The organism is Allorhizobium borbori, assembly GCF_014196535.1.
Taxonomy (GTDB): Bacteria; Pseudomonadota; Alphaproteobacteria; order Rhizobiales; family Rhizobiaceae; genus Ectorhizobium; species Ectorhizobium borbori.
The window spans coordinates 65226-89980 of the sequence record NZ_JACIDU010000007.1; the positions used below are offsets into that span (position 1 = coordinate 65226).

Consider the following 24755-nt stretch of genomic DNA (forward strand, 5'->3'; position numbering starts at 1 on the left):
TGGGGAAACAGGTATGTTCCCGCCTGCGATATGGCGCTCCGTCTCGACGCACATATACGCCCCGGAGGCTGAGCGGCACATGAACAAAAAGCCGCAGGAACAAGAAAATAACGCTCAGGCGGCGAGGCGTTGCTCGTAGCGGCTTTCGATATGCGTGCGGTAATACCGCATCGGTTCCGGGGTCTGAAGCAGTCCGGTCACGGCGCCCTGATCGACGCCGGCGAACAGACGCTCCTTCCCATCGGTAAAGCGCAGTCGAAGCAGGCCATCGGCTGGATCGAAGAAGACGGCACTGATGCCGGGTGACGTGTGGGCGATGATCCTGCGGGCATCGCGGTGACGGCGCGCGTTGAGAATGAACCAGATCTGACGGCAGAGAAGCGCAAGCGCGATACCCGCCAGCGCGCCGGATGCTTTCACGACTGCATCCTCGATCTCGGCATGGCGGGAGGCGGAAAGAAGCTGCATGATCTCAAGGCCGCAGGCGATGCCGGTCGTGCCGAGCGCGACGAGGCGCCAGCGTCGCGGGTAGGCGGCGGTAAAAAGGCCGCTCAGGATCGCAAAAGCCAGTGCACGATCCTCATTGACGCCGAAGATGTCGTCCGGCCGCCACTCAATCGGACTGACGGTAACGAAAGCGATGGCCGAAAGCACGACACAGGCGCCGATGAAGGAGATGACTTTTCTCATGCATCATTGTCTATGCCGAACCCGTTAATGGTTGATGTGTGTCGCAGCGGTTCTACCGAAGGAAACGCGCGAAAAGAGCAAGCGCAAGCAGCGAGATTGCAACTTTTGCGAAGCGCAGTCTCCGCGTGCGGGCCCCGGACCAGTCGTAAGCCATAGGAAATTTCCTCCGTGTTTTCCTGCACTGTAATCGCTGGTGCTTTCCCGAAACATGTCAAATGCTGCGCATGAAGGGTTGTTGGAAGTGTTTGCGCGCCTGATGGTTGTGTGACGCATTTTTGGCCCACGCTGGCTGGATGGTGAGGTCGGTCACGGCAATTAACCTCATAGGTTGAATGTATACGTTTAACATTTGTAAATTGCTTTAGGCTAGCATTAATAAAACATGAAGTGAATTGATGATCCATGAGCGGGTTAAAGAGTCTAGTTTCCTGAGGCAGCTATGAAAAATCTTCCTATCGTCGGAAAATTTCTGACGGTTTTCGCTCTGTTTGGTGTCTTTGCACTGGGGATTGCTGCGTATTCGTCGAATAGTATCATGTCGATCGACAGCGCCTATTCCGATCTCATTACGCACGAAAGCGCTGCGGCACTATCTTTGGCCCGTGCCAATCGCACGCTTCAAAACGGGCGGGCGGGCATCGCCGATCTGATGATTTCCTTCACCGATGAGGCCAATAAGGCCGCGGTCGCCGAGGTTGCCGCAAGCCGGACGGAATTTGTCGAGCAGATGGATGAAGCCATCCGTACCCTGCCATCCAATGCCAGTCTGACGGCCCTGAAAGCAAGCGGACTGGCGATTTACGATGTGACCTGCACGAATGCCATCGCGCTCGGGAAGAGCTCCGTTACCCAGGATGACAACAAGGCTGCACAACGCGCCTTCCTGGATGAGTGCAAGCCGGGCTTTGCGGCGATCGGGCCGCAGTTCGTTACGGTTACGAACGACGTCGCGCATGGCGCTATCGTCCGCAGCGATGAACTGACGGGCGATAGCACTACGACTGCGCGCACGACCGTTGCGGCAGTCATTATCGGCTTCCTCATCATTGCCGGCATCGGCTTTGTCGCTGTCCGCAAGTGGGTGGTGACGCCCGTGCGTGCGTTGGCAACGACCATGACCACTCTGGCCGAAGGCAACCTGACGGCTTCTGTCGATGGCACGGATCGTCGCGACGAGGTGGGTGGCATGGCGCGCGCCGTGCAGGTGTTCAAGGACAATGGTCTCAAGGCCCGTACGCTTGAGGCCGAGGCGGATCGGACCCGCAATGCCAGCGAGGCAGAGCGCGAACGTGTCGCTGCGTCCGATCGCCAGCGTGCCGCCGAAATGACCCAGGCAACACAGAGCCTGGCGGATGGTCTGCGCAGGCTTTCCGCCGGTGATCTGACGGTTCATCTCGATCAAGCCTTCGCCGTGGATTTCGAGGGACTTCGCGCCGATTTCAATGCTGCGGTCGCACAATTGCGTGAAACTCTGTCGGCCGTGTCCCATGCGGTGGGCGCCATCGATGGCGGTTCGCGTGAGTTGAGCGAAAGTGCGAGCGATCTTTCCCGCCGCACCGAGCAGCAGGCGGCCTCTCTTGAAGAAACAGCCGCTGCCCTCGATGAGATCACCGCGAACGTCTCGAACTCCGCCAAGCGCACGGAAGAAGCGCGGACAGTGGCGATTGCCGCAAATGAGTCAGCACAGCAATCCGGACGGGTTGTTGCCGATGCCGTCGATGCCATGGAGCGGATCGAGTCATCTTCCAGCCAGATCTCCAACATCATCGGTGTGATCGATGAGATCGCCTTCCAGACCAATCTGCTGGCGCTGAATGCCGGTGTGGAGGCTGCTCGTGCCGGCGAGGCGGGCAAGGGCTTTGCCGTTGTTGCGCAGGAAGTGCGGGAACTTGCCCAGCGTTCCGCCAACGCCGCTAAGGAAATCAAGGGGCTGATCCGCCATTCGGCCGGTGAGGTCGAGGGGGGCGTCAGGCATGTGAAGGCCACCGGTGAGGCGCTCAAGGTCATCGAAAGCCATATTGTGTCGATCAATTCGCAACTCGATGCGATTTCCACGTCTGCGCGCGAACAATCCGTTGGTCTGGCCGAAGTCAATACGGCGGTGAACCAGATGGATCAGGTGACGCAGCAGAATGCGGCCATGGTGGAGGAAGCGACGGCCGCCAGTAGCTCGCTCGCCACCGAAGCGGACCGCCTGCGCCAACTCATTCATCGCTTCCAGCTCGGTCAGGGTGGCGTTGCCACCACCCGGGCCCGCCCGACGGTTGCCCCGGCAGCCGCAACATCCCAGCCGGCAGCATCGCCTGCTCGCCGCATGATGAACAAGGTCGCTTCGGCCTTTGGTGGTGGTGCTACCGCTGCCGCGAGCGTGGAGAGCTGGGAGGAATTCTGATCCCCTCGATGGATCCATCCTCGCAAATCCTTGGGAACGGGAGGCGAAAGCCTCCCGTTTTCTTTTGCCCGGTAAACCGTGAGGCTCTATGAGGGGAGCGTAATTTGCGAGAACCGACTTCAGCGATCGTCGCGCTGTACCGGAATCGCAGGATCGAGCGCAACGAGGCAAGACAGGACCGATACGCGTGACCCCAGACGCCCAGAACGCCCGCGTGCCGGGTGCAAACCGCTACTTCCCCAAGCCGGTCTTCGCTGTCGCGCCGATGATCGATTGGACGGATCGGCATTGTCGTTTTCTGCATCGGCAGATGACGAAGAGGGCGCTGCTGTTCACGGAAATGGTGGTGGCCGATGCGATCATTCACGGCCCGCGGGACCGGCTGTTGGGTCATCATGCGACGGAACAGCCCGTGGCGCTGCAATTGGGTGGTTCTGATCCGGTCAAGCTGAAGCAGGCCGTACTGATCGCCAACGATTATGGTTATGACGAAATCAACCTGAATGTCGGCTGCCCGTCCGACCGGGTGCAATCCGGCACATTCGGTGCCTGCCTGATGAAGACGCCCGATGTGGTGGCCGATTGCGTGGCCGCGATGAAGTCTGTTGCCACCGTGCCGGTCACGGTAAAATGCCGTATCGGGGTCGATGATCAGAATCCGCAGGCGGTGTTACCGGCTTTTCTTGAGAAAATGATTCAAGTGGATGTGGATGCCGTGTGGGTGCATGCCCGCAAGGCCTGGCTGCAAGGGCTTTCGCCCAAGGAAAATCGTGAAATTCCGCCGCTCGACTATGATCTCGTCTATGCCATGAAGCGGCAATTCCCGAATCTCTTCATGGGGATAAACGGTGGAATTGAGGATTTGAATCGGGGGCTTCAGCATTTGATTCACATGGATGGGATCATGCTGGGTAGAGCGGCCTATCACCATGCTGCCATGCTGGCCGGCGTCGATCATCTGATCTATGGCGAGGCGGAAAGGCGCGTGGACTGGAATGGCGTGCGCGATGCCATGATGGATTATACGGCCGCGCATATTGCCCAGGGCGGCAAGCTTTCCAACGTGACGCGACATATGGTGGGGCTGTTTTCCGGTATCAATGGCGCGCGGCGCTTCCGGCAGATCCTCTCCACCGACGCGACGAAGCCGGGGGCGGGGCCCGAGGTGATCGCGGCGGCTTTCGCCGAGGTCGATCCAGGTGTCGAGGGGTGATGCAGGCCCAAAAGAAAACGGCGCCTTGAGGGGCGCCGTTTCCATGAATTTCTGACAACCGCAGCTTATGCAGCGCGGATGTTCACAGCCTTCGGGCCCTTGCCCATGCGATCCGGCTCGGTGTCGAAGGAGACCTTCTGGCCTTCCTTGAGCGACTGGAGACCAGCAGCCTGCAGAGCGGAGATGTGAACGAAGACGTCCTTCGCGCCGCCATCCGGCGTGATGAAGCCGAAGCCCTTGTCCTGGTTGAAAAACTTAACGGTGCCGGTAACGGCCATGGGAGTATCCTTTCCCCGGTAAAACAATGCTTTGCCATCGGGAAGCCCCGATTGGCACGGTTAGACCCTGCGCAGCACGCGCCAGGCCGTCGAGAAGTCACGTAACGGGGAAAGAACAACAGTTGCCGGGGATTGTGGCCCCCCGCTGCGCCAACCGATTTTCGATGAGGCGCGCCATCCGTCCAGTCTCCGGGATGTAAGTACCCGAACGGCGTTGATCCTACAGCAAATGATGAGGAAGGCAAGACGCTGAAATCGAGCCTGGAAGCGAGAATAGGGTGGAAAACCCGACTTCATCACAATTTCGACCGGTCTGCGCCGCAAAGTCGGGTTCTATGCGGATCGTGGATAAGATTTCCGGTGCTTGAAGCTGGCGCAGCGAGCCGATACGAGTGAGACGTGAACGAGAAGGGCAAGCAGCGTGGTGATCGATCCTTACAAGATGCTCGGCGTCGAGCGCGACGCGGATGAGCAGGCCATCAAGATCGCCTATCGCAAGGCGGCAAAGACAGCCCATCCTGACTCAGGTGGCGACGTCGAACAGTTCGCGCGCCTTCAGGCGGCCTTCGAACTGCTGAAGGACCCCGTTCGCCGCCGTGTCTACGACGACACCGGCTACGATCCGCAAATGGCCGATGCCAAGGATCTCAAGGGCCTGATGATGATCGAGACGCTGGTCAACGATTTCATTCTCGATGAACGCGAGCCCGGCAGTTTCGATCCTGTGGCCGCCATGCGCCGCAAGCTTTCGGACGATATTCTGAAGAGCCGCTTTCATATTCTGGAGCTGGAGCGCCACCGGGCGCGGGTGCGCAAGCATCTCGACCGTCTGGGCCGCAAGCCGGAAACCGACGTTCTCGGTTCCATGCTGCGCGCGCGCAGCCAGTCCATTGCCGATGCGATCAAGCAGGCTGAAACCCAGATCGAGGCTATCGAGCAGGCCTATACGATGCTTGAGGGCTATTCCTATGAAATGGAAGCCGTGCCGGTCATGCAGGATGAGGATGGTGAGGGTGTTGTCGTGCCCGTCGGCATCCGCGTCGTGAAGGCGGCGGAGTAGGGCATTTCGCACGTTCTGACGGGCGGTTGAGAATGAGTGCCGCCCGCCCGGTGCATACCGTCGGCGGGCGGCAGCAATGCCTTACTGTTCCTTGATGGAGTTCAGGATCTGGCCGATGGTGGCGGTGTTCTTCTCTTCTTCGCCCTTGGTGCCCCAGTAGGTGAGAACCAGAATGGTATCGGCGTTGAGAACGAGCGCTGCGAGGCCGATGGAGGCCGGGCCATCCTTGTCCTTGCCGTCCCACTCGACGTAGATGATATCCTTGCCGTTCAGCTTGTCTTCGGTCTTCTTCGAAGTGGACGCGTCAACGGTGACGCCCTGTTCTCCCAACCAGTTCACCGCATCGTCCATGACGTCATCGATCGACTTCGCGTCGGCGACATCGATGGAAAGATAGACGGCTTCATCCGGCGACGTGGCTTCGACGCCGCTTTCGGTCTCGCCGCTTTCCCAGTCGTCCGGAATAGTGACGGCCGCGACCGGTGCGTCGCTGGGGAACTTGAACTTTGCGGCATAGGCGCCCGTGGTCAGAGAGACCATCATGAGCGCGGTGGTTGCTGCGAGAAACAGCTTTTTCATTCAGGGTTTCCTTTCCCGGTGTTGCTTGGAAAGGCGTATCACGAAAATTTTACTCACGGCAGATGCAAGTCGTCGTGGTCTGTATGTTTTTGATACAGAATAGTGTTGTGGTTAAACATGTGTATTGTTGACGGGACGCCGTCCGGGTTTACTTCCCCGGCCGGCCCGTCTTGCCTTTGGTGCGACCTTTCCGCTTCTGGTCCGCAGGGTCTTCGTAGCTGCCGGCGCCGACCTTGCCGCGAATAATCGGGCGCGGGTCATCTGTACCGCCGCGCTTGGCTGTGCTCAGGGCTTCCGGTGGACGCTCCGGAAGTTGTGTCGGCACCACCGGCTTTTCCGTGCGGCCCACCGTCATTTCGTCCAGCGTATTCTTGCGGAAGAGGGGCTTCGCCGTGTCGGTGCCAGGGCCCATGTCATCCAGCGAGGGTTTGGCGAAATAGCTCTTGTCGGGCGCGGGAGCGCTCGTCTTGCGCTCCATGCCCCTGGCTTCTTCCTTGGCCATCGGATCGTCCATGACCGCGAGTTCGGCGGCCTTGAGGCGCTTGATCTCGTCGCGAAGGCGGGCGGCGGTTTCGAAGTCGAGATCGGCGGCGGCGTCGCGCATCTGCTTTTCAAGCGCTTCCAGATGGGACTGGAGATTATTGCCGACAAGATGGCCGCCACCGGCAAACCCCTTGCCCGAGGCGCCGGAAATATCGGCCCGGACGTGATCGCGCTCGTAGACGGAATCGAGAATGTCCGAGATATGCGCCTTCACCGATTCCGGCGTGATGCCGTGGGCGGTGTTGTAGGCCATCTGCTTGTCACGGCGGCGGCTGGTTTCCTCCATGGCGCGCTTCATCGAACCGGTGATGGTGTCCGCATAGAGAATGACATAGCCGTCGACGTTACGCGCGGCGCGGCCGATGGTCTGTACCAGCGAGGTTTCCGAACGCAGGAAACCCTCCTTGTCGGCATCAAGAATGGCGACGAAGCCGCATTCGGGAATATCGAGCCCTTCGCGCAGAAGGTTGATGCCCACCAGCACGTCGAAAGCGCCAAGGCGCAGGTCACGGATGATCTCGATGCGTTCCAGCGTGTCGATATCGGAGTGCATGTAGCGCACGCGCACGCCCTGCTCGTGCAGATATTCGGTCAGGTCTTCGGCCATGCGCTTGGTCAGAACGGTGACGAGCGAGCGATAGCCCTTGGCCGCCGTATCGCGGATTTCGCCGAGAACATCATCGACCTGGGTGCGGGCGGAGCGTACTTCCACCGGCGGGTCGATGAGGCCGGTCGGGCGAATGACCTGTTCGGCAAACACACCGCCCGCCTGTTCCATTTCCCAGTTGCCGGGCGTCGCCGAGACAGCGATGGTCTGCGGACGCATCGCATCCCACTCTTCAAAGCGCAGCGGGCGGTTATCCATGCAGGATGGCAGGCGGAAACCGTATTCGGCCAGCGTCGCCTTGCGGCGGAAGTCACCGCGATACATGCCGCCGATCTGCGGGATCGTCACATGGCTTTCATCGATGAAGATCAGGGCGTTATCGGGAATATACTCGAACAGCGTCGGTGGCGGTTCACCGGGGTTACGTCCGGTGAGGTAGCGCGAGTAGTTCTCGATCCCGGCGCAGGACCCGGTCGCCTCCAGCATTTCCACATCGTAGCGGGTGCGCTGTTCGAGGCGCTGGGCTTCCAGAAGGCGACCCGCCTTTTCCAGCTCGGCCAGACGATGCTTCAACTCCTCCTTGATCGACTTGACCGCCTGGTTCAGCGTCGGGCGCGGCGTCACATAATGCGAGTTGGCGTAGATCTTCACCGACTTCAGGTCGCCGGTCTTCTTGCCGGTCAGCGGATCGAACTCGGCGATGCTGTCGATCTCGTCACCGAACATGGAGATGCGCCACGCGGCATCCTCAAGGTGGGCGGGAAAGATTTCGATCGTATCGCCCCGTACGCGGAAGGAGCCGCGCACGAAGTTGATGTCCTGTCGCTTGTATTGCTGGGCCACAAGGTCGGCCAGAAGCTGGCGCTGGTCCAGCCGGTCGCCGACATTCATCTGGAAGGTCATGGCCGTGTAGGTTTCGACCGAGCCGATACCGTAGATGCAGGACACCGAGGCGACGATGATGCAGTCGTCGCGTTCCAGAATGGCGCGGGTGGCGGCATGGCGCATGCGGTCGATCTGTTCGTTGATCGACGATTCCTTTTCGATATAGGTGTCAGAGCGCGCTACATAGGCCTCCGGCTGGTAGTAATCGTAGTAGGATACGAAGTACTCGACCGCGTTGTTCGGGAAGAAATTCTTGAATTCGGAATAGAGCTGGGCGGCCAGCGTCTTGTTGGGCGCCAGAATGACGGCCGGACGCTGCGTCTGCTCGATGACCTTGGCCATGGTGAAGGTCTTGCCCGAGCCGGTGACGCCAAGCAGAACCTGGCTGCGTTCACCGCTTTCGAGGCCTTCCACGAGATCGCTGATGGCGGTCGGCTGGTCGCCGGAGGGCGTGTAGGCCGTTTCCATGCGGATTTCGATGCCGCCCTCGGATTTTTCCGGGCGGGCCGGGCGATGCGGTGTCCACAGCTTGCCGTCCTTGAACAGCGGATTGCCGCTTTCGATGAGGGCCGAGAGCGCCTCGACGGTCGCCGTGACACTGCCCTGCGCCAGCGTTGCGGCATCTTCCAGAGAAATGTCGATGCCCGAAACAGGGTTGAGGCCGGCGGCTGCGCGGGTCTTTGGATCGGAGGAGCCGCCCATGGAGGTGCCGCGCGAACTCTTCATCTGCACCGCCGTTTTCTCGGCGTGCTGGCGCGCGGCGTTTTCCACCTTCTTGCGGTGCTTGCCGGCCTTCGAGGCGACTTCGCTGCGGCTTTCGACGGTTGAGGCTTCCGCTTCCTGCTCGATCTGCTTCAGCCAGTCGGAGACATTACCCTCAAAGGGTGTGCCTTCGAGTTCAGCCTGCGGAGCTTCCCCGAAGCCTTCGGGTGCGGACGGTTTTTTCGGTGATCTGGCCATGCCCGGAATATGGCGGGAGTCCGTGTCAAAGAAAAGGGTGTTCCGGTACAAAAGGGAAACATTTATGGGGAAGGTCGCTCCCGATGGAGCGACCTCTGCATCGTTGCGCTCAAACTTCGGGCGGCAGCGCCTTGGGCTGGAGAGCATCGTCCATTGCCACCATGATGAAGGTGGCGCCGGTGACCCGCTCGAGGCCACCAAAACGCTGGCGGTGTACCCAGACATCCACATTAAGGGTCAGCGAAGTGCGGCCGGTGCGGGTAATGTCCGTATAGACGCTCAGCGTATCGCCCACTTTAACCGGCTTTTCGAACGTCATTTCCTTCACGGCGGCAGTGACGACGCGACAACGGGCGCGCTCGCCGGCGCGGATGCCGGCTGCAAGGTCCATCTGGGACATGACCCAGCCGCCGAAAATATCACCGGCGGGGTTGGCATCAGCAGGCATGGCGAGTGTGCGGAGCGTGAGTTCGCCCGTGGGGTGTACCGTCTCTGTCATACGGTTTTCCTTGTCTTGGCAGGGGGAGGGAGGAGGCGCGACAGGGACGTTCCCTAACCTGAACTTTCGTCTAAGGCAAGAATGCTGTGACAAACTGACCAGTTGACGGGTCGTCTGACATATAGCGATTTCTTTATGAGTGGATTTGAATATATGGCAATTTTATACGGATGATTTTTTGTGTTTCTTGTCGTTGCTTGGCAATATTTAAAATTGGTTTGCACCAATACAACGTTAATACATATAATAATCACGTTTTTATAAGCTGATTAACATTTTTAGGACAGTCTGTGCTCCACCTTTGATGGAGGGGAGATTATGTTCAAAAAGTTGAAAATCGCGACGCGCCTTTATGTTCTGGTCGCCATTTCGGTCGTGATTCTCGCGTCGGCCCTCATATTCAGCCTCTTTCACGCCTACGATACGACGTCGGCTGAACGCAAGAAGGCGCTTGCGATGATGGATGACACGGTGCTGACGATCCTTGATCGTTACTATCAGCTCGAAAAGTCGGGTCAGATGACCCGCGAGCAGGCACAGCAGTCGGCCATCGCCATCGTCGGCACCCTTCGCTACGACAATGGCAAGGGCTATTTCTGGATCAACGATATGCAGCCCAAGATGATCATGCATCCGATCAATCCGAAGCTGAATGGCCAGGAACTGCGTGATCTCAAGGACACGAACGGCAATGTACTGTTCGAGGAGTTCGTGAAGATCGTGCGCGCCCATGGTTCGGGCTATCACGAATATATGTGGCCGAAGCCCGGCTCCACCGATCCGGTCATGAAGTTCTCGCATGTGGCGGGCTTTGCGCCCTGGCAGTGGGTTGTCGGCACCGGTGTTTATGTCGACGACCTCGCAGCCATGTTCCGCAGCAACGCCATCATGTACGCCATGATCAGCTTTGCGGGCTTCACTGTGATTGCGGCCTTTGCGTACTGGGTCGTCCGCAGCGTGACCAAGCCGATCCATCGCCTCAAGTCGGCCATGGGCGACATTTCCGCCGAGCGCACCGATACCGTCGTTTCCGATGCTGACCGTGGTGACGAGATCGGCGAAATGGCGCGGGCGCTCATGCAATTGAAGGACTCGGTGACGGAACGCGTTCAGCTTCGCGAGCGTGAAGCCGAACAGCAAAGGCGTCTTGACTCGGAACGTGCTGCAAACGAGTCGGTTCTGCGCTCGGCTACCGAACGCCAAACCCATGCCATCGCCTCCCTCGGCGATGCGCTCGAACGCCTCGCCGGGGGCGATCTAACGACGCAGGTCGCCGCACTGGATGACGAGTATCGCAAGCTGGGCGATGACTTCAACCGCTCGGTCAGCGCTCTGCGGGAGGTCGTATCCAGCATCTCCGACACGGGTGCCGTCGTTCGCGACAGCGCCGGCAACATCAGTGAAGCGACAGGCAATCTTTCCCGCCGCACCGAACAGCAGGCCGCCGCTCTCGAGGAAACGGCCGCTGCTCTGGATGAGATTACAGCCGCCGTCCGTATGGCATCCGATCGTGCCACCGAAGCGCGCGAACTCGTCCGCGAAACGACCGACAGCGCCGACCGGTCGGGCGAGATCGTTCGCAACGCCGTGGAGGCCATGAACCGCATCGAGGCATCGTCCGCACGCATCGGCCAGATCATCGGCGTGATCGATGAAATCGCTTTCCAGACTAATCTGCTGGCGCTGAATGCCGGGGTCGAGGCGGCGCGTGCCGGGGAAGCCGGCAAGGGCTTTGCGGTCGTGGCGCAGGAAGTGCGTGATCTTGCCCAGCGTTCGGCAGGTGCCGCCAAGGAAATCAAGGCGCTCATCTCGCAATCCGCCCATGAAGTGGCCAGCGGCGTGAAGCTCGTGCGTTCCACCGGCGATGCACTGGTCGAGATCGAGTCGCTTGTCGAGCGCGTCAGTGGCCATGTGGAGACCATCGCCACCGCCGCTCGCGAGCAGGCGACCGGCCTCGGAGAGATCAACTCGTCCATCAACCACATGGACCAGATGACCCAACAGAACGCCGCCATGGTGGAGGAGACGACAGCGGCGAGCCAGACGCTGGCCAGCGAAAGCGAGCATCTGGGGTCGCTTCTGTCGCGCTTCCGTTTGAGCAATGGCGGCTACGGTCAGGGCCATTCGACGGCCCGCGCGGCCTGATCCGGCGCATACCTATCGAACGCAAGAGGGCGGGGACCGGTTTCCCCGCCCTTTTCCGTTGACGTCGCCAGCGGCGGCCCGACGCGGGGTAAAGGGAACATTTACCGTTTGTTTCCTATAATTACGCCGGGGCGTGCGGAAGCCGGGTTGTCGGCGGAAACGGTTTGGTATGGCGTATTGTTTCACACGGGCGCGCGTGGCCGCCGCCCTGATCCTCTCGACGGCGCTTGCCGCCTGTTCGACCGACGCGCTGGTGCCGCCCGGCCAGATCGACGGCGCGACGCGTGTCGGAGCCATTTCGCCCACCCAGCAGACGCGCCGCGCGGCAGCCCGACCGGTGGAAATGTCTCCCTCCGCGCAATCCTATGCGCTTGCCCCATCAAGCACCCCGGCCTTGACGGTTCCGGAGGGCGGGGTCGACATGGATGCAGGGCTGGGTGTCGGTGGAGAGAGCTCCGGTCCCCGTGTGGTGGGGCTGGCCGAAGAGCAGGCCGGTGATATCGCGGAAGCCCACACCAGCCAGCCGGTCGTCGATGGTATAGGCACGGATGCACCGGTTCTTGTGCCGCCGCGGGGCGCCAGTGCCGCTGCCGGCCCGTCCCAATGGCAGTCGCAGGCGCCGGCCATGCCATCCGCACCCTATTCCGTTCCCGCCAATACGGCGATGAGGCAGGTGGCGATGGCACGGCCCGACAATCCCGTCATGCGCGACGCGCCGCCCATGTCCACCATGCCGGACGCCATGCCCGCTTCCGAGCTTTCCTGCCGCGCCGAATTGCGCAGGCTGGGTGTCAGCTTCCGCGATATTCCGCGCATTGATGGCGGCGGCAATTGCGGTGTGGCCTATCCCATGAAGGTGTCCGGTCTGCCCGGCGGCGTCGCCGTCAACGAGACAACGCTGAACTGTCAGGTGACGCTGGCCTTTGCACGATGGGTGAAGGACGAGGTGACGCCGTCGGCGCGCGCGCGCTATCTCTCGGGCGTTGCCAAGATCGAGACGATGGGTGGTTATTCCTGCCGGCGCATGAATTCCCGCGCCAACAATCCATGGTCGGAACATGCGCACGGGAATGCCGTCGATATCGGCACCATCGTTCTGAAGAACGGTAAGGAAATCGATGTGCGCAAGAAGGGTTTCTTCGCCTTTCGCGAAAAAGGTCTGCTGAAATCCGTGCGCTCGGATAGCTGCAAGTATTTCAGCACCGTCCTTGGGCCAGGCAGTGACGCGGATCACTGGAACCACTTCCATCTGGACCTTCGGGCGCACAAGGGTGGCTATCGCCACTGCGATTGAGCGGCGCAGTCAATCCCGCAGACGCAACTCGTCATCCTGCATGCGCATGGAGCCGAGCGTGGCAAGGAAGCTCATTCCAAGCAGGCTTTGTTCCAGCCTGCCTTCTGTTGCCACCAGCGCCGGTACGTTGCGTCGACTTATGGGGCCGAGCGAGACCTGGGCGAGCTTGACGGGGGCGGCATTTGCCACGCCATTCGCCGTCCGGACGGTGGCTGAATAATCGAGGTTTTCGGGGTTCAATCCCACTTGGCGGGCGTCCTCCCAGGACAGTGAAATCGAACTTGCACCAGTATCGACCAGCATGGAAACCGTCTGGCCGTTGATTTCAACCTCTGCTTCGAAGTGACCGTTCATCGACTTGTGAAGGATGACTTCCGTATCGCCGCCTGTTTGGGTGGAAACGACGGGCTGGCCGGGGACGAGCGCAGCAAGAACCCGTTCACCGAGCGATTTAAAATCACCGCGATAGAGCCAGACGACAACGAGACCGAGAATGATGACGAGCCAGGTGGCGAGGTCGCGGGCAACCTTGCCCAGCGTGTGGCGACGGCCAATCAGGATGCCGCTGCCCAAAAGCGCGATGAAGGGCAGGAGACTGACGAGGCGCGCAAACTCGTTATTGTCCATGCCAAAGGTTTCACCGCTGCCGTGATTGAAGATCAGGAGTGCAAGGCCGACAGCGATGATGAGGAAGGCGACTGTGTAGCGGTTCATGAATGCGCCGGCTCCGGACTTTTGCCAGCCGGCTTCATCTGCGCGAGGCGATCGGGCAAGCTGGCCATGATCTGCCGTCGTTCCCCGTTGCTGAACCGGCTCCAGCCGGCGATTTCCTGAAGTGTGCGGCCACAGCCGATGCACCAGCCGGTGCCGGGTTCGATCTGGCAGATACGGGTGCAGGGCGTTTCCATGGCGGCGGTCGGGTTCGGTTCCTGTCAGGCGACCAGTGAGAAGGCAAGGAGAACGGCGATTTCGCCGACCTGCTCGACAGCCCCGATCGTGTCTCCGGTATGGCCGTTTATGCGCCGGGCGGCAAGGCGTGTGATGAGAAAAGCGCCAATCGCTGCCAGCAGCAACGCGAGAAACAGGGCGGGCAGGCCGAGCACAGCCAGAACCGGAATGCCGGCGAGGATCGTCGCAGCAGCCAGCGCCATTGCCGCGGTGAAGACATCGGGTTGACCGGCCGCAGCCGCGAGCCCCTGTTCGCGAGCCGACGGCAGGGATTGCCAGTGCGTTACCATGAAGGCCCGCGCCAGCGCGGCGGCGGCGGGCAGGAGAATGGCGGCGGCCAGTGGCGAAAGGCGCTCGGCCAGCGCGGCAAGCATTGCGGCACGTAGCGTGAAGGACAGGACAAGCGCTATGGCGCCATAGGAGCCGACGCGGCTGTCCTTCATGATCTCCAGTACGCGTTCCCGGCTGGCACCGCCGCCGAAGCCATCGGCGCAATCGGCAAGGCCATCCTCATGCAGTGCGCCGGTCACAAGGGTCTGAAGCCCGAGCGCCAGAAGGGCGGCCACGAGCGGTGACGCACCGAGCATCAGGAGTAGCCAGAACAGCAGTGCGCCCGGCAGGGCGATCAGGAAGCCTGCGACGGGAAAGGTGTGGGCGATGGGGGCAAAGCGGCCGTCGAAGCCCTCGAAGAGGCGCGCGGGGATCTGTATCCGGCTCAGGAAGCCACAGGCGATCAGGATATTCCGCAGAAACGGGGGCATTGTCATGCGTTCGAGGCCTCTTTAATGGTTGTTCGCGCCGCGTTCCCTGAGTATGAGAGCGGTCTGACGGATCCCGAGTCGGATCGGGAACCGCGATTGCGCCATATTCAGCCGCCAGAGGCCGTTCGACCTTTCCGGCTGCGGCGTTAGAAATTGCCGATCCGCGAGCGGAATACAAGGAACTTGATGAATGAGCGTCACCGGCCTGCCATTTGACGATTTTCGCACCCTGATCCGGGGTCTGCCCGGTCATGACGTTGCAGCGCTCGCGGCGGCACGCTCGCGCAACAAGCAACTGACGAAGCCGGAAGGCTCGCTTGGAAGGCTTGAGGAAATCGCCATGTGGCTGGCTGCCTGGAGCGGACGCACTCCCGCTGTCACGCGCCCGCTGGTGGCGATCTTCGCCGGTAATCACGGCGTTGCACGCAATGGCATTACGCCCTATCCGCCGGAAGTGACGCAGCAGATGGTCGAGAACTTTGCTGCTGGTGGAGCAGCGATCAACCAGATCTGTGCGACCTACGATCTCGGTCTGAAGATTTTCGATCTGGCGCTTGACTACCCGACAGGTGACATCACCACCGAAGCCGCCCTTTCCGAGCGCGACTGCGCCGCGACGATGGCTTTCGGCATGGAAGCCATCGCCGGTGGTACGGATCTGCTTTGCATTGGCGAAATGGGTATTGGCAACACGACCATTGCCGCCGCCATCAACCTTGCGCTTTATGGCGGAGAGGCGGAGGATTGGGTGGGTCCGGGCACCGGCTCCCATGGCGAACTGCTGGAACGCAAGATCGCCGCCGTGAAGCAGGCCGTTGCCTTCCATGCCGATCATCTTTCCGATCCGCTGGAAGTTTTGCGTCGCCTCGGCGGTCGCGAGATTGCCGCAATGGCCGGCGCTATTCTGGCTGCGCGCATGGAAAAGATCCCGGTGCTGATCGACGGTTATGTCGCAACGGCAGCCGCTTCCATTCTCAAGGCCGCCAATCCCACCGCACTCGATCATTGCCTGATCGGCCATGTATCCGGTGAACCGGGCCACATGCTGGCCATCGAGAAGCTGGGCAAAACGCCGCTTCTGGCGCTTGGCATGCGTCTTGGGGAAGGCACGGGCGCGGCCCTTGCCGCGGGTATCGTCAAGGCAGCTGCGGCCTGCCACAGCGGCATGGCGACTTTCGCCCAGGCCGGCGTGACCAACAAGAGCTGAGAACGCAAGGGGCAGCCATGGCGGAAGGGCCGGTGACGAAAGAAACGGGCGTGCGGCATGTGTTTGCCGCATTGCGCTATTCAATCCAGGGTATTTCCCGCCTGATGCGAGAGCAGGCCTTTCGCCATGAACTGATGGCCTTTGCCGGCGGTCTTGTCATTCTGGCTGTTGCGGGCGCTGATGTTTCGAAATTCGTCGGCTTCGTCGTGCTGATGCTGGCGCTGTTTGCGGCGGAAGCGCTGAACACCGCCATCGAGGAACTGGTTGACCGGGTCTCGCCCGAGATTTCGCAGGTGGGCAAGCATGCCAAGGACCTTGGTTCCTTCGCCTGCTTCTGCCTCATTCTGGCAAATGCACTCTATCTCGTCTGGGCTGTACTGATCGGCTGATTACGCGAAGCTCTTCTTGCGGCGATCAACGGCATGCGCGTCGCGCACCGCCGGCATGCTCTGCAGAATGCGCTTGGCCGGCAGTACGGCGATAGCTTCCGTGCCCTCGCGCAGCTTGGATTTCAACAGGAACTGGCCGTCATGCTTGGCAAGGATCGCCTGAACGATAGGCAGGCCAAGGCCTGTCCCCTGTTCCGCACTCTTGATGGCGACGGAGCCCTGGCCGAAGGCTGACAGCACGATCGGGATTTCTTCCTCGGCGATACCCGGACCGTTGTCCTTGATCGACACATATTGGCCGCCGCTACCGGTCCAACCCACCTTGATGGTGATTTCACCGCCCTGGGGTGTGAATTTCACGGCGTTGGACAGCAGGTTCAGAACCACCTGTCGCATGGATTTCTCGTCAGCCCAGATCTGTGGCAGCGAGGGTTCGAACTGCTCGGAAATGGTGATGTTCTTGCCGCGGGCGCGCAGTTGCACCATGCCGATGCAATCCTCGGCGATTTCCAGCAGGGAAACGGCGTCTTCCTGGAGGTCGTATTTGCCGGCCTCAATGCGGGAGAGGTCTAGAATCTCGTTGATGAGGTTCAGCAGGTGCTGGCCGGAATTGTGGATGTCGCGCGAATATTCCTTGTACATCGGGTTATTCAGCGGTCCGAGCACTTCCGTTGCCATGACTTCGGAGAAGCCGAGAATGGCGTTCAGCGGCGTGCGCAACTCATGCGACATCGAGGCGAGGAAGCGCGACTTCGCAAGATTTGCCTCTTCGGCGCGGCGGCGTGCCTCGTCGGATAGCGATTTCGCCACTTCCAGTTCCGCAATCAAGTCGTCCTTTTCCGACTGGAAGGACAGGAGCTTGAGGTTGGCGTTATAGAAGCGGTTGCCGATGTAGATAAAGAAGGCCAGCGCCGTGGTCGTCAGGGCTGTCAGCGCGATATCGGCGAGGTCGCGGTGAAAGGCGAGATTGCCGAGAAGGGCGATGATAACGGGCAGGAAAGTGGCGATCAGGCCCATGCGCAACATGCTGTTCGTCATCGCGGTCAGCGATATGGCAATCAGCATCACGGCGCCCTGGAAGAACAGGAAGCCATTATCGCCGCATTGCTGGCACCGCATCAGGACGAGCATCGCCCAGGTGATGCCGACCAGGATCTGGCCGCCCAGCAAAATCCGCTGCCATCTGGTGACATTGGACGGCGTCATTTCCTGACGTTCGGCCTTACGGGCAAGGAGCGTGACGACCGTGTGGACGCAGAGCGCCAGAAAAGCCCAACCGAGCATGCGCAGGTCGCGACTGATATAGAAGCCTGCCGCCGTGACCAGCGTGATGAACAGCGGCATGACAGTTGCAGCCTGAAGCAACGCGTTCAGGTGCATGACCATCATTTCGCGGTCAAAGAGGCGCGCGCCGTCCTGTGAGGATTGCAGACGTTCTCGTGTTGCGCGAACGGCCTTGGACACGGCCCGATTGCGATGGCCGCGTGAAAGGTCGACAATGTTCTTGTCGGTGGATGTACTGACGCCCTGTGCCATTGCTCGTTACGTGTGCCCGCGTTTTGCGCCAAGCGTAAAGCGAAATCCTTAAGAAGATGCTGCTGGCAATGTTTTGTTTGCCATCTGCGCAGGCTGGTCCGATCGGTTGGCGACGGTATCTGTAGATTGCGCGAGAGGGCGGAGCCGGATTGCGATTCGTGCCTTCATGAAACTGGACGATCGATGTGCGTAACCTGATGATTATCTTGCGTAATGGCGTGACGGTGGTGGCCTTCGTCATCCTTGGCACCTTGATCGTTGCCAAGCTGGATGATCGCGAAACGCAGCATCTGGCCGGCCATTTTCGTGTCAGCGATGGAGATACGCTGGCGTTGAATGGCACCCGTTACCGACTTCAGGGAATCGATGCGCCGGAGCGCAGGCAGACCTGCGGCGTTAACGAAACGCTCTGGCCCTGTGGCGAGGCGGCGCGTGAGGCGTTGAAATCTCTGGTGGCAACGGAGGCGGTGACGTGTGAAGGGAGCGATATCGATAAATATGGGCGGCTTCTGGTCATCTGCCGGGCGGGCGGACGCAACCTGAATGCCGAGATGGTGCGGCAGGGAATGGCCATTGCCTATGCCGGCACAGATGTGGATTATCGCGATGAGGAAGCCGAGGCGCGCGCCGCGCGTCGCGGTGTTTGGAGCGGTGATTTCATCCGCCCTCAGGATTGGCGGCGGATGAATGGCAGCATGGCGGAGGGAGGTTTCGCCTGGTTGCAAGATTTCATCGAGCGTTTTTTCAGCTTCGACAGGAGCGAGGAATGGGAGGAATAGAACATGCGACTTTATGATGCGTATCGGGCGCCGAACCCGCGACGGGTGAAGATATTCCTGAAGGAAAAGGGGATCGAGGTCGAAACCGTGATGGTTGACATGGGTGCCATGGCGCACCGCTCGCCCGAGATTACCGCCATGAACCCGTTACAGCAGCTTCCGCTTCTGGAGTTCGAGGATGGCTCGGTGTTGACTGAATCCGTGGCGATCTGCCGTTATTTCGAAGAGTTGCATCCCGAGCCGCCGCTGTTTGGCCGCGATGCGCGCGAACGCGCCTTCATTGAAATGTGGAACCGGCGCGTGGAACTGAACTATCTCGCTGCGGTTGCCGCCTCCTTCCGCCATCTGCATCCTGCCATGGCGGCTGCTGAAGTGCCGCAGGTGCCCGAATGGGGCGAGGCGAACAAGCCGAAGGCGCTCGCCTTCCTTTCACTGCTGGATCGGGAGCTGGAAGGGCGGCCCTTTATTGCTGGCGAGCATTATTCCATCGCAGATATCACGGCCATGGTGGCCTTCGATTTCATGAAGCTGTCGCGTCTTGCCTGTCCGCAGGACCATGTAAACGTCTGGCGGTGGTATCGCGCCGTTTCCGCCCGGCCTTCGGCTGCTGCGTGATGGAGGCGGGCGGCGTTTTGGTCGGCGGAGAGGATGCGGATCGGCTTGCCGGTCTGGCCCGCGAGATTACCGCCTGTCGTGTCTGCGTGGAGCGCCCGCTCAAGGGGCCGGATCATCGCCTGCCACATGAGCCTCTGCCGGTTGCGGTTCTCTCCACCACCGCGCGGGTGCTGATTGCCGGGCAGGCGCCGGGGTTTCGGGTGCACAATAGCGGCTTGCCGTTCAACGATGCTTCCGGCGACCGGCTGCGCGCGTGGATGGGCGTCGATCGCGAGACGTTCTACGATCCCGCCCGTTTCGCCATCGTGCCGATGGGCCTCTGCTTTCCCGGCTATGACGCCAAGGGCCACGATCTGCCGCCGCGCCGGGAATGCGCTCCACTGTGGCGCGCTCGCATTCTCGATGCCATGCCGCAGGTGGAGCTGGTTCTGGCCATCGGCCAATATGCGCAAGCCTGGCATCTGGGTGCCGCGCGCAAGGCGACGATGACCGAGACCGTTGGCGCTTGGCGAAGCTATTTTTTCGCCAATGCCGGACTGCGCATTTTGCCCTTGCCGCACCCGAGTTGGCGTAACACAGGATGGCTGAAGCGCAATCCGTGGTTTGAGGAGAATGTCTTGCCTCAGTTGCGGCAAACGATAGAAGGGCTTTGTTTTTAAAACAACATTCTTTAATCTTATAAGATGTAGGCTATAATTCGAAAAATATTCTCACGGAGACATTCCATGGATCGCCTTGATCGCAAAATCCTTCGCCTGCTTCAGGAGGATTCCACGCTCGCCGTCGCCGATCTGGCCAAGAAGGTTGGACTTTCGACCACGCCTTGCTGGCGGCGTATCCAGAAGATGGAAGAGGACGGTGTGATCCGTCGTCGTGTGGCGTTGCTCGATCCGGTCAAGGTGAACACGCGGGTGACTGTGTTCGTCTCCATTCGCACCAACACCCATTCCATCGAATGGCTGAAGCGATTCTCCGAAGTGGTCGGCGAGTTTCCGGAAGTGGTTGAATTCTACCGGATGAGCGGTGACGTCGATTACCTGCTGCGGGTCGTCGTGCCGGACATCGCCGCCTATGACGCCTTTTACAAGCGCCTGATCGCGCGCATCGAAATCCGCGACGTGTCTTCCGCCTTTGCCATGGAGCAGATCAAGTACACGACGGAACTGCCGCTCGACTACATGATCCTCGACACGCAGAAATCCGGCGAGGACTGAGAAAAGCAATTGCCCGTCCCGATGGCTCGGGGCGGGCAATTGTGTGTGGCGTGTCGGCCTGAAATCAGGCGAGGCGGGCGATGACGAGATGGCCGGGGGTCGGCTCGCCGTTCTGCATGCGCACGTTGATGTCGGTCATTTCCACCAGTTCGAAACCGGTATCGGCAAGGCGCTGGCGGATGTACTCCGGCGCATGGGCAAAGCGCTGGTTCGGGCCCACCATGTAGGGCCGTCCGGCGAGAACCGCGTCCGGCAGGGTTTCCGACGAGAAGATCAGCAGCCCACCCTTGACCATGTTTTCCGCGGCACCGAAGAACAGCGGTTCCAGCGCGCCGAGATAGGGCAGGACGTCGGTGGCGGTGATCAGGTCGAAGGGTTCGTCGTCATTATCGTCCAGGAAGTCCTCGACCTCGGCTACATAAAGCGTTTCGTAAAGCTCCTTCTCATGGGCGATCTCGACCATGTTCTCGGAAATGTCGATGCCGGTGATGTCATCAACGATATCGCGCAACGTGCCGCCGGTCAGCCCCGTGCCGCAACCGAGGTCCAGCATGCGCTTGAACGGGCCGAGCCCGAGCGCCTGCAGGCGCTGGCGCACCAGCACGGGCACGGCGTAGCCAAGCTGTTCGACCAGAATATCCTCGAAGGCTTCGGCGTGCTGGTCGAACAGGGTTTCGACATAGGCGTCGGGTGCCTTGGTCGGCGTTTCGCCCCGACCCATGGCCGCGATGCGGACAGCCGCGCCGCCATGGTCTTCCGGGTCGATTTCCAGCACTTCCAGATAGGCCTTCACAGCGGCGTCCACGTCGCCGGCCTTTTCCAGCTCCAGGGCGCGGTTATAGGCTTCGGCCAAGGCTTCTTCGTCAATTATCTGCTTGCTCATGGGCGCATCGCTCCGCTTGGATTTTGTCCATGCTCTATCCATGCGATGCGATGCGCGCAATGAGGAATGTCAGTGAAGGATGAATTCACCCTTCAAGGCGCGCCATTCATTGGCGGCGATCAGCTTGCGGTGAACATAGCGAACGGAATGCAGCGGCCCGTCGAGCTTTTCCTCCCAGAACTTCAGGAAGCCTTTCATTTGGGGGAAATCCGGGGCGAGATCATAGTTCTGCCAGAGGAAGGTCTGGATCAGCGACGGATGATCCGGCATGCGGTAAAAGATATGGGCTGTGGTGAGGCCATAGCCCTTCAGCATCATTTCCATTTCTTCGTTCATGTCGTCGTTCCCGCTTTTCTCATGGGCGGGGCCATCGGACATTCCGGAGGACCACAAGGCTTCCGGTCCAATTCCCCGCAGCCAGTTTCGGCGTTTTCGCCACTTACAGGGGAACATTTTACGCTTAACCGAGGCTTAACAAAACGCAGAACAAATCGTCATTGTTATTTTAAAACAATATGTTAGCAGCCTTGTTTAGTGAGTGCTGCCAAGGTTTCCCGTCACCGTTTCAGGTGACGGGTCAGCCGTGCTTCAAGCCAGGCCCAGACATGGCGCAGCGTTTCGACAATGGCGAGGTAGAAGATCGCCGCCCAGAGATAGGCCTGATAATCGAATGTGCGGGAGAAGGCGTAACGTGTCTCGCCCATCAGGTCGAAAACGGTGACGATAGAGACGACTGCCGAGCCCTTGACCATGAGAATGATCTCGTTGCCGTAGGGGCGCAGAGCGACGATCAGCGCTTGCGGGAGAACGATCTTCCAGAAAGTAACGCTCTTGGGGAGGCCAAGCGATGCTGCCCCTTCCAGTTGCCCCTTGGGAACGCTCTCGATGGCACCGCGCAGGATTTCGGCCTGATAGGCAGCGGTATTGAGCGTGAAGGAGAGCAGGCCGCAATACCAGGCTTCCCGGAAGAACCACCACAAGCCGACCGATTCAAGCTCCGACTTGAACGAGCCGAGGCCGTAATAGATCAGGAAAAGCTGGGCGAGCAGCGGCGTAGAACGGAAGATGTAGACATAGGCGAACGCAATGCCGTTCAAGACCGCATTCTTCGACATGCGGGCAAAGGCGACGGGCACGGAGAGAATGGCGCCCATGACGATGGAGAGCGTGACAAGTGCCAGCGTCGTACCGAGGCCGGAGATGTAGCGCGGTCCGTAGCGTTCAAATTTGGCGGTGTCCCAGCCGGTAATGACCATGGCAATGAGGCTTGCGGCGAGCAGGACCCACAGCGCCATGACCAGCATGCCGGTCAGCCGGGCCGGGTTCATCCGTTTTTCGATGACGGCGGGTGCCGGGCGCGGCGGAATCAGTTCCTTGACGTAGCTCATCGCGAGGCCTCCGAGCGGCGGCTCCAGCGGTCGATGAACCGCAGGGCGAAGGAGGAAAGGATGGCGAGGGCGAGATAGAGGCCGCAGGCGATCATGTAAAAGAAGAATGCTTCCTTGGAGACCTTGGCGGCAACGCCCGTCTGGCGGAGAATATCGGACAGGCCGATGATCGAGACATAGGATGTATCCTTGAGCAGGATCATCCAGAGATTGACGAGGCCGGGCAGGGCAATGCGTACGAGTTGGGGCAGGATAACAAGGACCATTGTCCTGCCCCGCCCGAGGCCAAGCGCATCGCCGGCCTCATATTGTCCCTTCGGGATGGCCCGGAAAGCCGATAGCATCACCTCGCCGGAATAGGCGGAGTTGACGACAGCAAGTGCGATCATGCCGGCGAGAAAGGCGTTGATCTCCACCCGCCCGTCATAACCGACAAAACCCAGAACGGACTGAATAAGGATCTGCATGCCGTAATAGACGATGAACAGCGTCAGCAGTTCCGGCAGGCCGCGAAAGATGGTGGTGTAGATGCCGGCCGCGAGCCGGAGTGACTTTTCTTCCGACTGCCCGGCCAGCGCCACGAGGAAGCCGATAAGGAGGCCAAGCGGCAATGTGGCCAGTGCCAGCGCGGTGGTGACGGCAACCCCAAAAGCGATCTCGTCGCCCCAACCGGCGTCGCCACAGGAAACCAGCGTTCCCTCGCCAAGCAGCGTGAAAATGCCGACAGGTCCGCAGAGCGGATCGAACATGCCAAAAAATGCCCCTAGAGAGGCGAATGCGGAAGATATTCCGCCCATGCACTTTCCCCTTCGCCGGGCTTGATGCCCGTTCTATTTTTCTCGGCGGGAAAACGCGGCAGCCATGGGCTGCCGCGCCTAGCCTTTCTTACTGGCCGTAAACGTCGAAGTCGAAGTACTTGTCCTGAATGGCCTTGTACTTGCCGTTGGCGCGGATGCCAGCGATGGCCTTGGTGAACTTGTCGGCAAGTGCCGTATCACCCTTGCGCACGGCGATGCCTGCGCCCTTGCCGTTGATCTCTTCGTCAACCGGCAGCGGAGTCAGGATCTTGCAGCAGGCGCCGGCGTCGGACTTCACCCATTCGGAGAGAACGACGATATCGTCCACCACGCCGTCGATACGGCCATTGGCGATATCGAGCTTGTATTCGTCAGCCGTGGGATAGAGCTTCTCGGTGGAGTCGGGGAAGTGCTTCTCAACATAGTTGGCGTGCGTCGTGGAAGCCTGGGCGCCAAGCGTCTTGCCCTTGAGGTCGGCGACATCCTTGATCGGCGAGTCCTTCGGCACGGCAACGGCCGGCGGCGTGTTGTAGTACTTTGCGGAGAAGTCGACCTTCTCCAGGCGTTCCGGCGTGATCGACATGGACGCGATGATGGCATCGAACTTCTTGGCCTGCAGTGCAGGGATGATGCCGTCCCAGTCATTGGTGACGAAGGTGCAGGACGCCTTCATTTCCTCACACAGCGCCTTGGCGATGTCGATGTCGAAGCCCGTCAGCGTGCCGTCCGATTCGAGATTGTTGAAGGGCGGATAGGCGCCTTCGGTGCCGATGATGATCTTGTCCTCGGCCATCGCGCTGCCAGCAACGAGCGACAGGGCTGCGATGGAGGCCGCAGCGAGAAAACGGATGGAGCTACGCATTTTTATCCTCTCTGTTGGCAGTCCGGCGGTGGCCTCTGCGGCTTGAACTTTTACCGCTCGGACAAAAATCGCGTCGGAGGTGCAATCCGGCGTGTGAGGGATAGTCACATCGTTTTCAAACAAAAAGCAACCGGATTCACCGCCTGACGTGACGGATGCCAAAGCGCTTGTGGGCAAGTTTTACCCGCGATTGGCGCTGGAATGTGAAAGATTTCTGATTTTCAACGGGTT

25 protein-coding genes are annotated in these 24755 nt (G+C 60.2%); 11 read left to right on the forward strand and 14 right to left on the reverse strand.

Translation table 11 applies throughout. The annotated features are described in order from the left end of the window. Positions 1–114: 114 nt before the first annotated feature. Positions 115–690 (reverse strand): KTSC domain-containing protein, encoded by a 576-nt coding sequence (locus GGQ66_RS10015; protein ID WP_183792036.1) that lies wholly within the window; start codon positions 688–690, stop codon positions 115–117. A gap of 439 nt (positions 691–1129) precedes the next feature. Between GGQ66_RS10015 and GGQ66_RS10020 the strand changes: the two genes are divergently transcribed. Both GGQ66_RS10020 and dusA read left to right on the forward strand, forming a co-directional pair. Next, the gene (locus GGQ66_RS10020) at positions 1130–3082 is read left to right on the forward strand and encodes a methyl-accepting chemotaxis protein (protein ID WP_183792038.1); all 1953 of its coding nucleotides are present in this window, start codon (positions 1130–1132) and stop codon (positions 3080–3082) included. Between the two features lie 214 nt (positions 3083–3296). After that, a complete protein-coding gene (gene dusA, locus GGQ66_RS10025; protein ID WP_370686332.1) occupies positions 3297–4295 on the forward strand; it encodes a tRNA dihydrouridine(20/20a) synthase DusA in 999 nt (332 codons plus the stop codon). A 65-nt stretch (positions 4296–4360) separates the two neighbouring features. Here dusA and GGQ66_RS10030 read toward each other — a convergent pair whose 3' ends face one another. Next, positions 4361–4573 (reverse strand): cold-shock protein, encoded by a 213-nt coding sequence (locus tag GGQ66_RS10030; protein ID WP_183792040.1) that lies wholly within the window; start codon positions 4571–4573, stop codon positions 4361–4363. Between the two features lie 442 nt (positions 4574–5015). On the opposite strand from GGQ66_RS10030, the gene GGQ66_RS10035 reads away from it, so the two are divergent. Then, a complete protein-coding gene (locus tag GGQ66_RS10035; RefSeq protein ID WP_183792350.1) occupies positions 5016–5633 on the forward strand; it encodes a J domain-containing protein in 618 nt (205 codons plus the stop codon). Positions 5634–5714: 81 nt separating this feature from the next. Here GGQ66_RS10035 and GGQ66_RS10040 read toward each other — a convergent pair whose 3' ends face one another. The 3 genes from GGQ66_RS10040 to GGQ66_RS10050 form a co-directional block, all read right to left on the reverse strand. Beyond that, positions 5715–6212, reverse strand: a complete 498-nt coding sequence (locus tag GGQ66_RS10040; protein ID WP_183792042.1) for a histidine kinase — start codon at positions 6210–6212, stop codon at positions 5715–5717. 148 nt (positions 6213–6360) lie between these two features. Next, the gene (uvrB, locus tag GGQ66_RS10045; protein WP_183792044.1) at positions 6361–9207 is read right to left on the reverse strand and encodes an excinuclease ABC subunit UvrB; all 2847 of its coding nucleotides are present in this window, start codon (positions 9205–9207) and stop codon (positions 6361–6363) included. A 109-nt stretch (positions 9208–9316) separates the two neighbouring features. Continuing rightward, entirely contained in the window at positions 9317–9706 is a 390-nt protein-coding gene (locus GGQ66_RS10050) for an acyl-CoA thioesterase (RefSeq protein ID WP_183792046.1), read from the reverse strand. A 318-nt stretch (positions 9707–10024) separates the two neighbouring features. On the opposite strand from GGQ66_RS10050, the gene GGQ66_RS10055 reads away from it, so the two are divergent. Both GGQ66_RS10055 and GGQ66_RS10060 read left to right on the forward strand, forming a co-directional pair. Further along, entirely contained in the window at positions 10025–11851 is a 1827-nt protein-coding gene (locus GGQ66_RS10055; RefSeq protein ID WP_183792048.1) for a methyl-accepting chemotaxis protein, read from the forward strand. A 169-nt stretch (positions 11852–12020) separates the two neighbouring features. Then, the gene (locus tag GGQ66_RS10060) at positions 12021–13145 is read left to right on the forward strand and encodes an extensin-like domain-containing protein (RefSeq protein WP_183792050.1); all 1125 of its coding nucleotides are present in this window, start codon (positions 12021–12023) and stop codon (positions 13143–13145) included. A 9-nt stretch (positions 13146–13154) separates the two neighbouring features. Here the strand turns inward: GGQ66_RS10060 and GGQ66_RS10065 are convergent, their stop codons facing one another. Genes GGQ66_RS10065 through GGQ66_RS10075 form a run of 3 tightly spaced genes read right to left on the reverse strand, consistent with a single transcriptional unit; the run spans position 13155 to position 14860 of the window. Then, positions 13155–13859: a TIGR02281 family clan AA aspartic protease gene (locus GGQ66_RS10065; protein WP_183792052.1), complete on the reverse strand. Its 705-nt coding sequence runs from the start codon at positions 13857–13859 to the stop codon at positions 13155–13157. Beyond that, a complete protein-coding gene (locus tag GGQ66_RS10070) occupies positions 13856–14053 on the reverse strand; it encodes a DUF1289 domain-containing protein (RefSeq protein ID WP_183792054.1) in 198 nt (65 codons plus the stop codon). The genes GGQ66_RS10065 and GGQ66_RS10070 overlap by 4 nt, the downstream gene beginning before the upstream one ends. Before the next feature lie 24 nt (positions 14054–14077). After that, positions 14078–14860 carry an adenosylcobinamide-GDP ribazoletransferase gene (locus GGQ66_RS10075; protein WP_183792056.1) on the reverse strand — a complete coding sequence of 261 codons (783 nt, stop codon included), beginning with the start codon at positions 14858–14860 and terminating at the stop codon, positions 14078–14080. A gap of 184 nt (positions 14861–15044) precedes the next feature. On the opposite strand from GGQ66_RS10075, the gene cobT reads away from it, so the two are divergent. Both cobT and GGQ66_RS10085 read left to right on the forward strand, forming a co-directional pair. Next, entirely contained in the window at positions 15045–16061 is a 1017-nt protein-coding gene (gene cobT / locus GGQ66_RS10080) for a nicotinate-nucleotide--dimethylbenzimidazole phosphoribosyltransferase (RefSeq protein WP_183792058.1), read from the forward strand. Between the two features lie 17 nt (positions 16062–16078). Then, entirely contained in the window at positions 16079–16450 is a 372-nt protein-coding gene (locus GGQ66_RS10085) for a diacylglycerol kinase (protein ID WP_183792060.1), read from the forward strand. Here the strand turns inward: GGQ66_RS10085 and GGQ66_RS10090 are convergent, their stop codons facing one another. After that, a complete protein-coding gene (locus GGQ66_RS10090) occupies positions 16451–17986 on the reverse strand; it encodes a sensor histidine kinase (RefSeq protein ID WP_183792062.1) in 1536 nt (511 codons plus the stop codon). Between the two features lie 197 nt (positions 17987–18183). On the opposite strand from GGQ66_RS10090, the gene GGQ66_RS10095 reads away from it, so the two are divergent. The 4 genes from GGQ66_RS10095 to GGQ66_RS10110 all read left to right on the forward strand — a co-directional run bounded on the left by GGQ66_RS10095 (position 18184) and on the right by GGQ66_RS10110 (position 20594). Further along, positions 18184–18765: a thermonuclease family protein gene (locus GGQ66_RS10095; protein ID WP_183792064.1), complete on the forward strand. Its 582-nt coding sequence runs from the start codon at positions 18184–18186 to the stop codon at positions 18763–18765. A 3-nt stretch (positions 18766–18768) separates the two neighbouring features. Further along, entirely contained in the window at positions 18769–19380 is a 612-nt protein-coding gene (locus GGQ66_RS10100; RefSeq protein ID WP_183792066.1) for a glutathione S-transferase family protein, read from the forward strand. Further along, the gene (locus GGQ66_RS10105; protein ID WP_183792352.1) at positions 19380–20039 is read left to right on the forward strand and encodes a uracil-DNA glycosylase family protein; all 660 of its coding nucleotides are present in this window, start codon (positions 19380–19382) and stop codon (positions 20037–20039) included. The genes GGQ66_RS10100 and GGQ66_RS10105 overlap by 1 nt, the downstream gene beginning before the upstream one ends. A gap of 66 nt (positions 20040–20105) precedes the next feature. Then, the gene (locus GGQ66_RS10110) at positions 20106–20594 is read left to right on the forward strand and encodes an Lrp/AsnC family transcriptional regulator (RefSeq protein WP_183792067.1); all 489 of its coding nucleotides are present in this window, start codon (positions 20106–20108) and stop codon (positions 20592–20594) included. 64 nt (positions 20595–20658) lie between these two features. On the opposite strand, the gene GGQ66_RS10115 is transcribed toward GGQ66_RS10110, so the two are convergent. The 5 genes from GGQ66_RS10115 to GGQ66_RS10135 form a co-directional block, all read right to left on the reverse strand. After that, the gene (locus GGQ66_RS10115) at positions 20659–21477 is read right to left on the reverse strand and encodes a class I SAM-dependent methyltransferase (RefSeq protein ID WP_183792069.1); all 819 of its coding nucleotides are present in this window, start codon (positions 21475–21477) and stop codon (positions 20659–20661) included. Positions 21478–21546: 69 nt separating this feature from the next. Beyond that, a complete protein-coding gene (locus GGQ66_RS10120) occupies positions 21547–21813 on the reverse strand; it encodes an usg protein (RefSeq protein WP_183792071.1) in 267 nt (88 codons plus the stop codon). Positions 21814–22034: 221 nt separating this feature from the next. Next, positions 22035–22865, reverse strand: coding sequence for an ABC transporter permease (locus GGQ66_RS10125; RefSeq protein ID WP_183792073.1), 831 nt, complete (start codon positions 22863–22865; stop codon positions 22035–22037). After that, positions 22862–23662, reverse strand: coding sequence for an ABC transporter permease (locus tag GGQ66_RS10130; protein ID WP_183792075.1), 801 nt, complete (start codon positions 23660–23662; stop codon positions 22862–22864). The genes GGQ66_RS10125 and GGQ66_RS10130 overlap by 4 nt, the downstream gene beginning before the upstream one ends. Positions 23663–23750: 88 nt before the next feature. Then, entirely contained in the window at positions 23751–24524 is a 774-nt protein-coding gene (locus tag GGQ66_RS10135) for an ABC transporter substrate-binding protein (protein WP_183792077.1), read from the reverse strand. Between the last annotated feature and the right edge of the window lie 231 nt (positions 24525–24755).

Coding starts and splice junctions, on each gene's coding strand:
- GGQ66_RS10015 (WP_183792036.1), bottom strand. CDS start 690: ATGAGAAAAGTCATCTCCTTCATCGGCGCCTGTGTCGTGCTTTCGGCC.
- GGQ66_RS10020 (WP_183792038.1), top strand. CDS start 1,130: ATGAAAAATCTTCCTATCGTCGGAAAATTTCTGACGGTTTTCGCTCTG.
- GGQ66_RS10030 (WP_183792040.1), bottom strand. CDS start 4,573: ATGGCCGTTACCGGCACCGTTAAGTTTTTCAACCAGGACAAGGGCTTC.
- GGQ66_RS10035 (WP_183792350.1), top strand. CDS start 5,016: ATGCTCGGCGTCGAGCGCGACGCGGATGAGCAGGCCATCAAGATCGCC.
- GGQ66_RS10040 (WP_183792042.1), bottom strand. CDS start 6,212: ATGAAAAAGCTGTTTCTCGCAGCAACCACCGCGCTCATGATGGTCTCT.
- uvrB (WP_183792044.1), bottom strand. CDS start 9,207: ATGGCCAGATCACCGAAAAAACCGTCCGCACCCGAAGGCTTCGGGGAA.
- GGQ66_RS10050 (WP_183792046.1), bottom strand. CDS start 9,706: ATGACAGAGACGGTACACCCCACGGGCGAACTCACGCTCCGCACACTC.
- GGQ66_RS10055 (WP_183792048.1), top strand. CDS start 10,025: ATGTTCAAAAAGTTGAAAATCGCGACGCGCCTTTATGTTCTGGTCGCC.
- GGQ66_RS10060 (WP_183792050.1), top strand. CDS start 12,021: ATGGCGTATTGTTTCACACGGGCGCGCGTGGCCGCCGCCCTGATCCTC.
- GGQ66_RS10065 (WP_183792052.1), bottom strand. CDS start 13,859: ATGAACCGCTACACAGTCGCCTTCCTCATCATCGCTGTCGGCCTTGCA.
- GGQ66_RS10070 (WP_183792054.1), bottom strand. CDS start 14,053: ATGGAAACGCCCTGCACCCGTATCTGCCAGATCGAACCCGGCACCGGC.
- GGQ66_RS10075 (WP_183792056.1), bottom strand. CDS start 14,860: ATGACAATGCCCCCGTTTCTGCGGAATATCCTGATCGCCTGTGGCTTC.
- cobT (WP_183792058.1), top strand. CDS start 15,045: ATGAGCGTCACCGGCCTGCCATTTGACGATTTTCGCACCCTGATCCGG.
- GGQ66_RS10085 (WP_183792060.1), top strand. CDS start 16,079: ATGGCGGAAGGGCCGGTGACGAAAGAAACGGGCGTGCGGCATGTGTTT.
- GGQ66_RS10090 (WP_183792062.1), bottom strand. CDS start 17,986: ATGGCACAGGGCGTCAGTACATCCACCGACAAGAACATTGTCGACCTT.
- GGQ66_RS10095 (WP_183792064.1), top strand. CDS start 18,184: ATGATTATCTTGCGTAATGGCGTGACGGTGGTGGCCTTCGTCATCCTT.
- GGQ66_RS10100 (WP_183792066.1), top strand. CDS start 18,769: ATGCGACTTTATGATGCGTATCGGGCGCCGAACCCGCGACGGGTGAAG.
- GGQ66_RS10105 (WP_183792352.1), top strand. CDS start 19,380: ATGGAGGCGGGCGGCGTTTTGGTCGGCGGAGAGGATGCGGATCGGCTT.
- GGQ66_RS10110 (WP_183792067.1), top strand. CDS start 20,106: ATGGATCGCCTTGATCGCAAAATCCTTCGCCTGCTTCAGGAGGATTCC.
- GGQ66_RS10115 (WP_183792069.1), bottom strand. CDS start 21,477: ATGAGCAAGCAGATAATTGACGAAGAAGCCTTGGCCGAAGCCTATAAC.
- GGQ66_RS10120 (WP_183792071.1), bottom strand. CDS start 21,813: ATGAACGAAGAAATGGAAATGATGCTGAAGGGCTATGGCCTCACCACA.
- GGQ66_RS10125 (WP_183792073.1), bottom strand. CDS start 22,865: ATGAGCTACGTCAAGGAACTGATTCCGCCGCGCCCGGCACCCGCCGTC.
- GGQ66_RS10130 (WP_183792075.1), bottom strand. CDS start 23,662: ATGGGCGGAATATCTTCCGCATTCGCCTCTCTAGGGGCATTTTTTGGC.
- GGQ66_RS10135 (WP_183792077.1), bottom strand. CDS start 24,524: ATGCGTAGCTCCATCCGTTTTCTCGCTGCGGCCTCCATCGCAGCCCTG.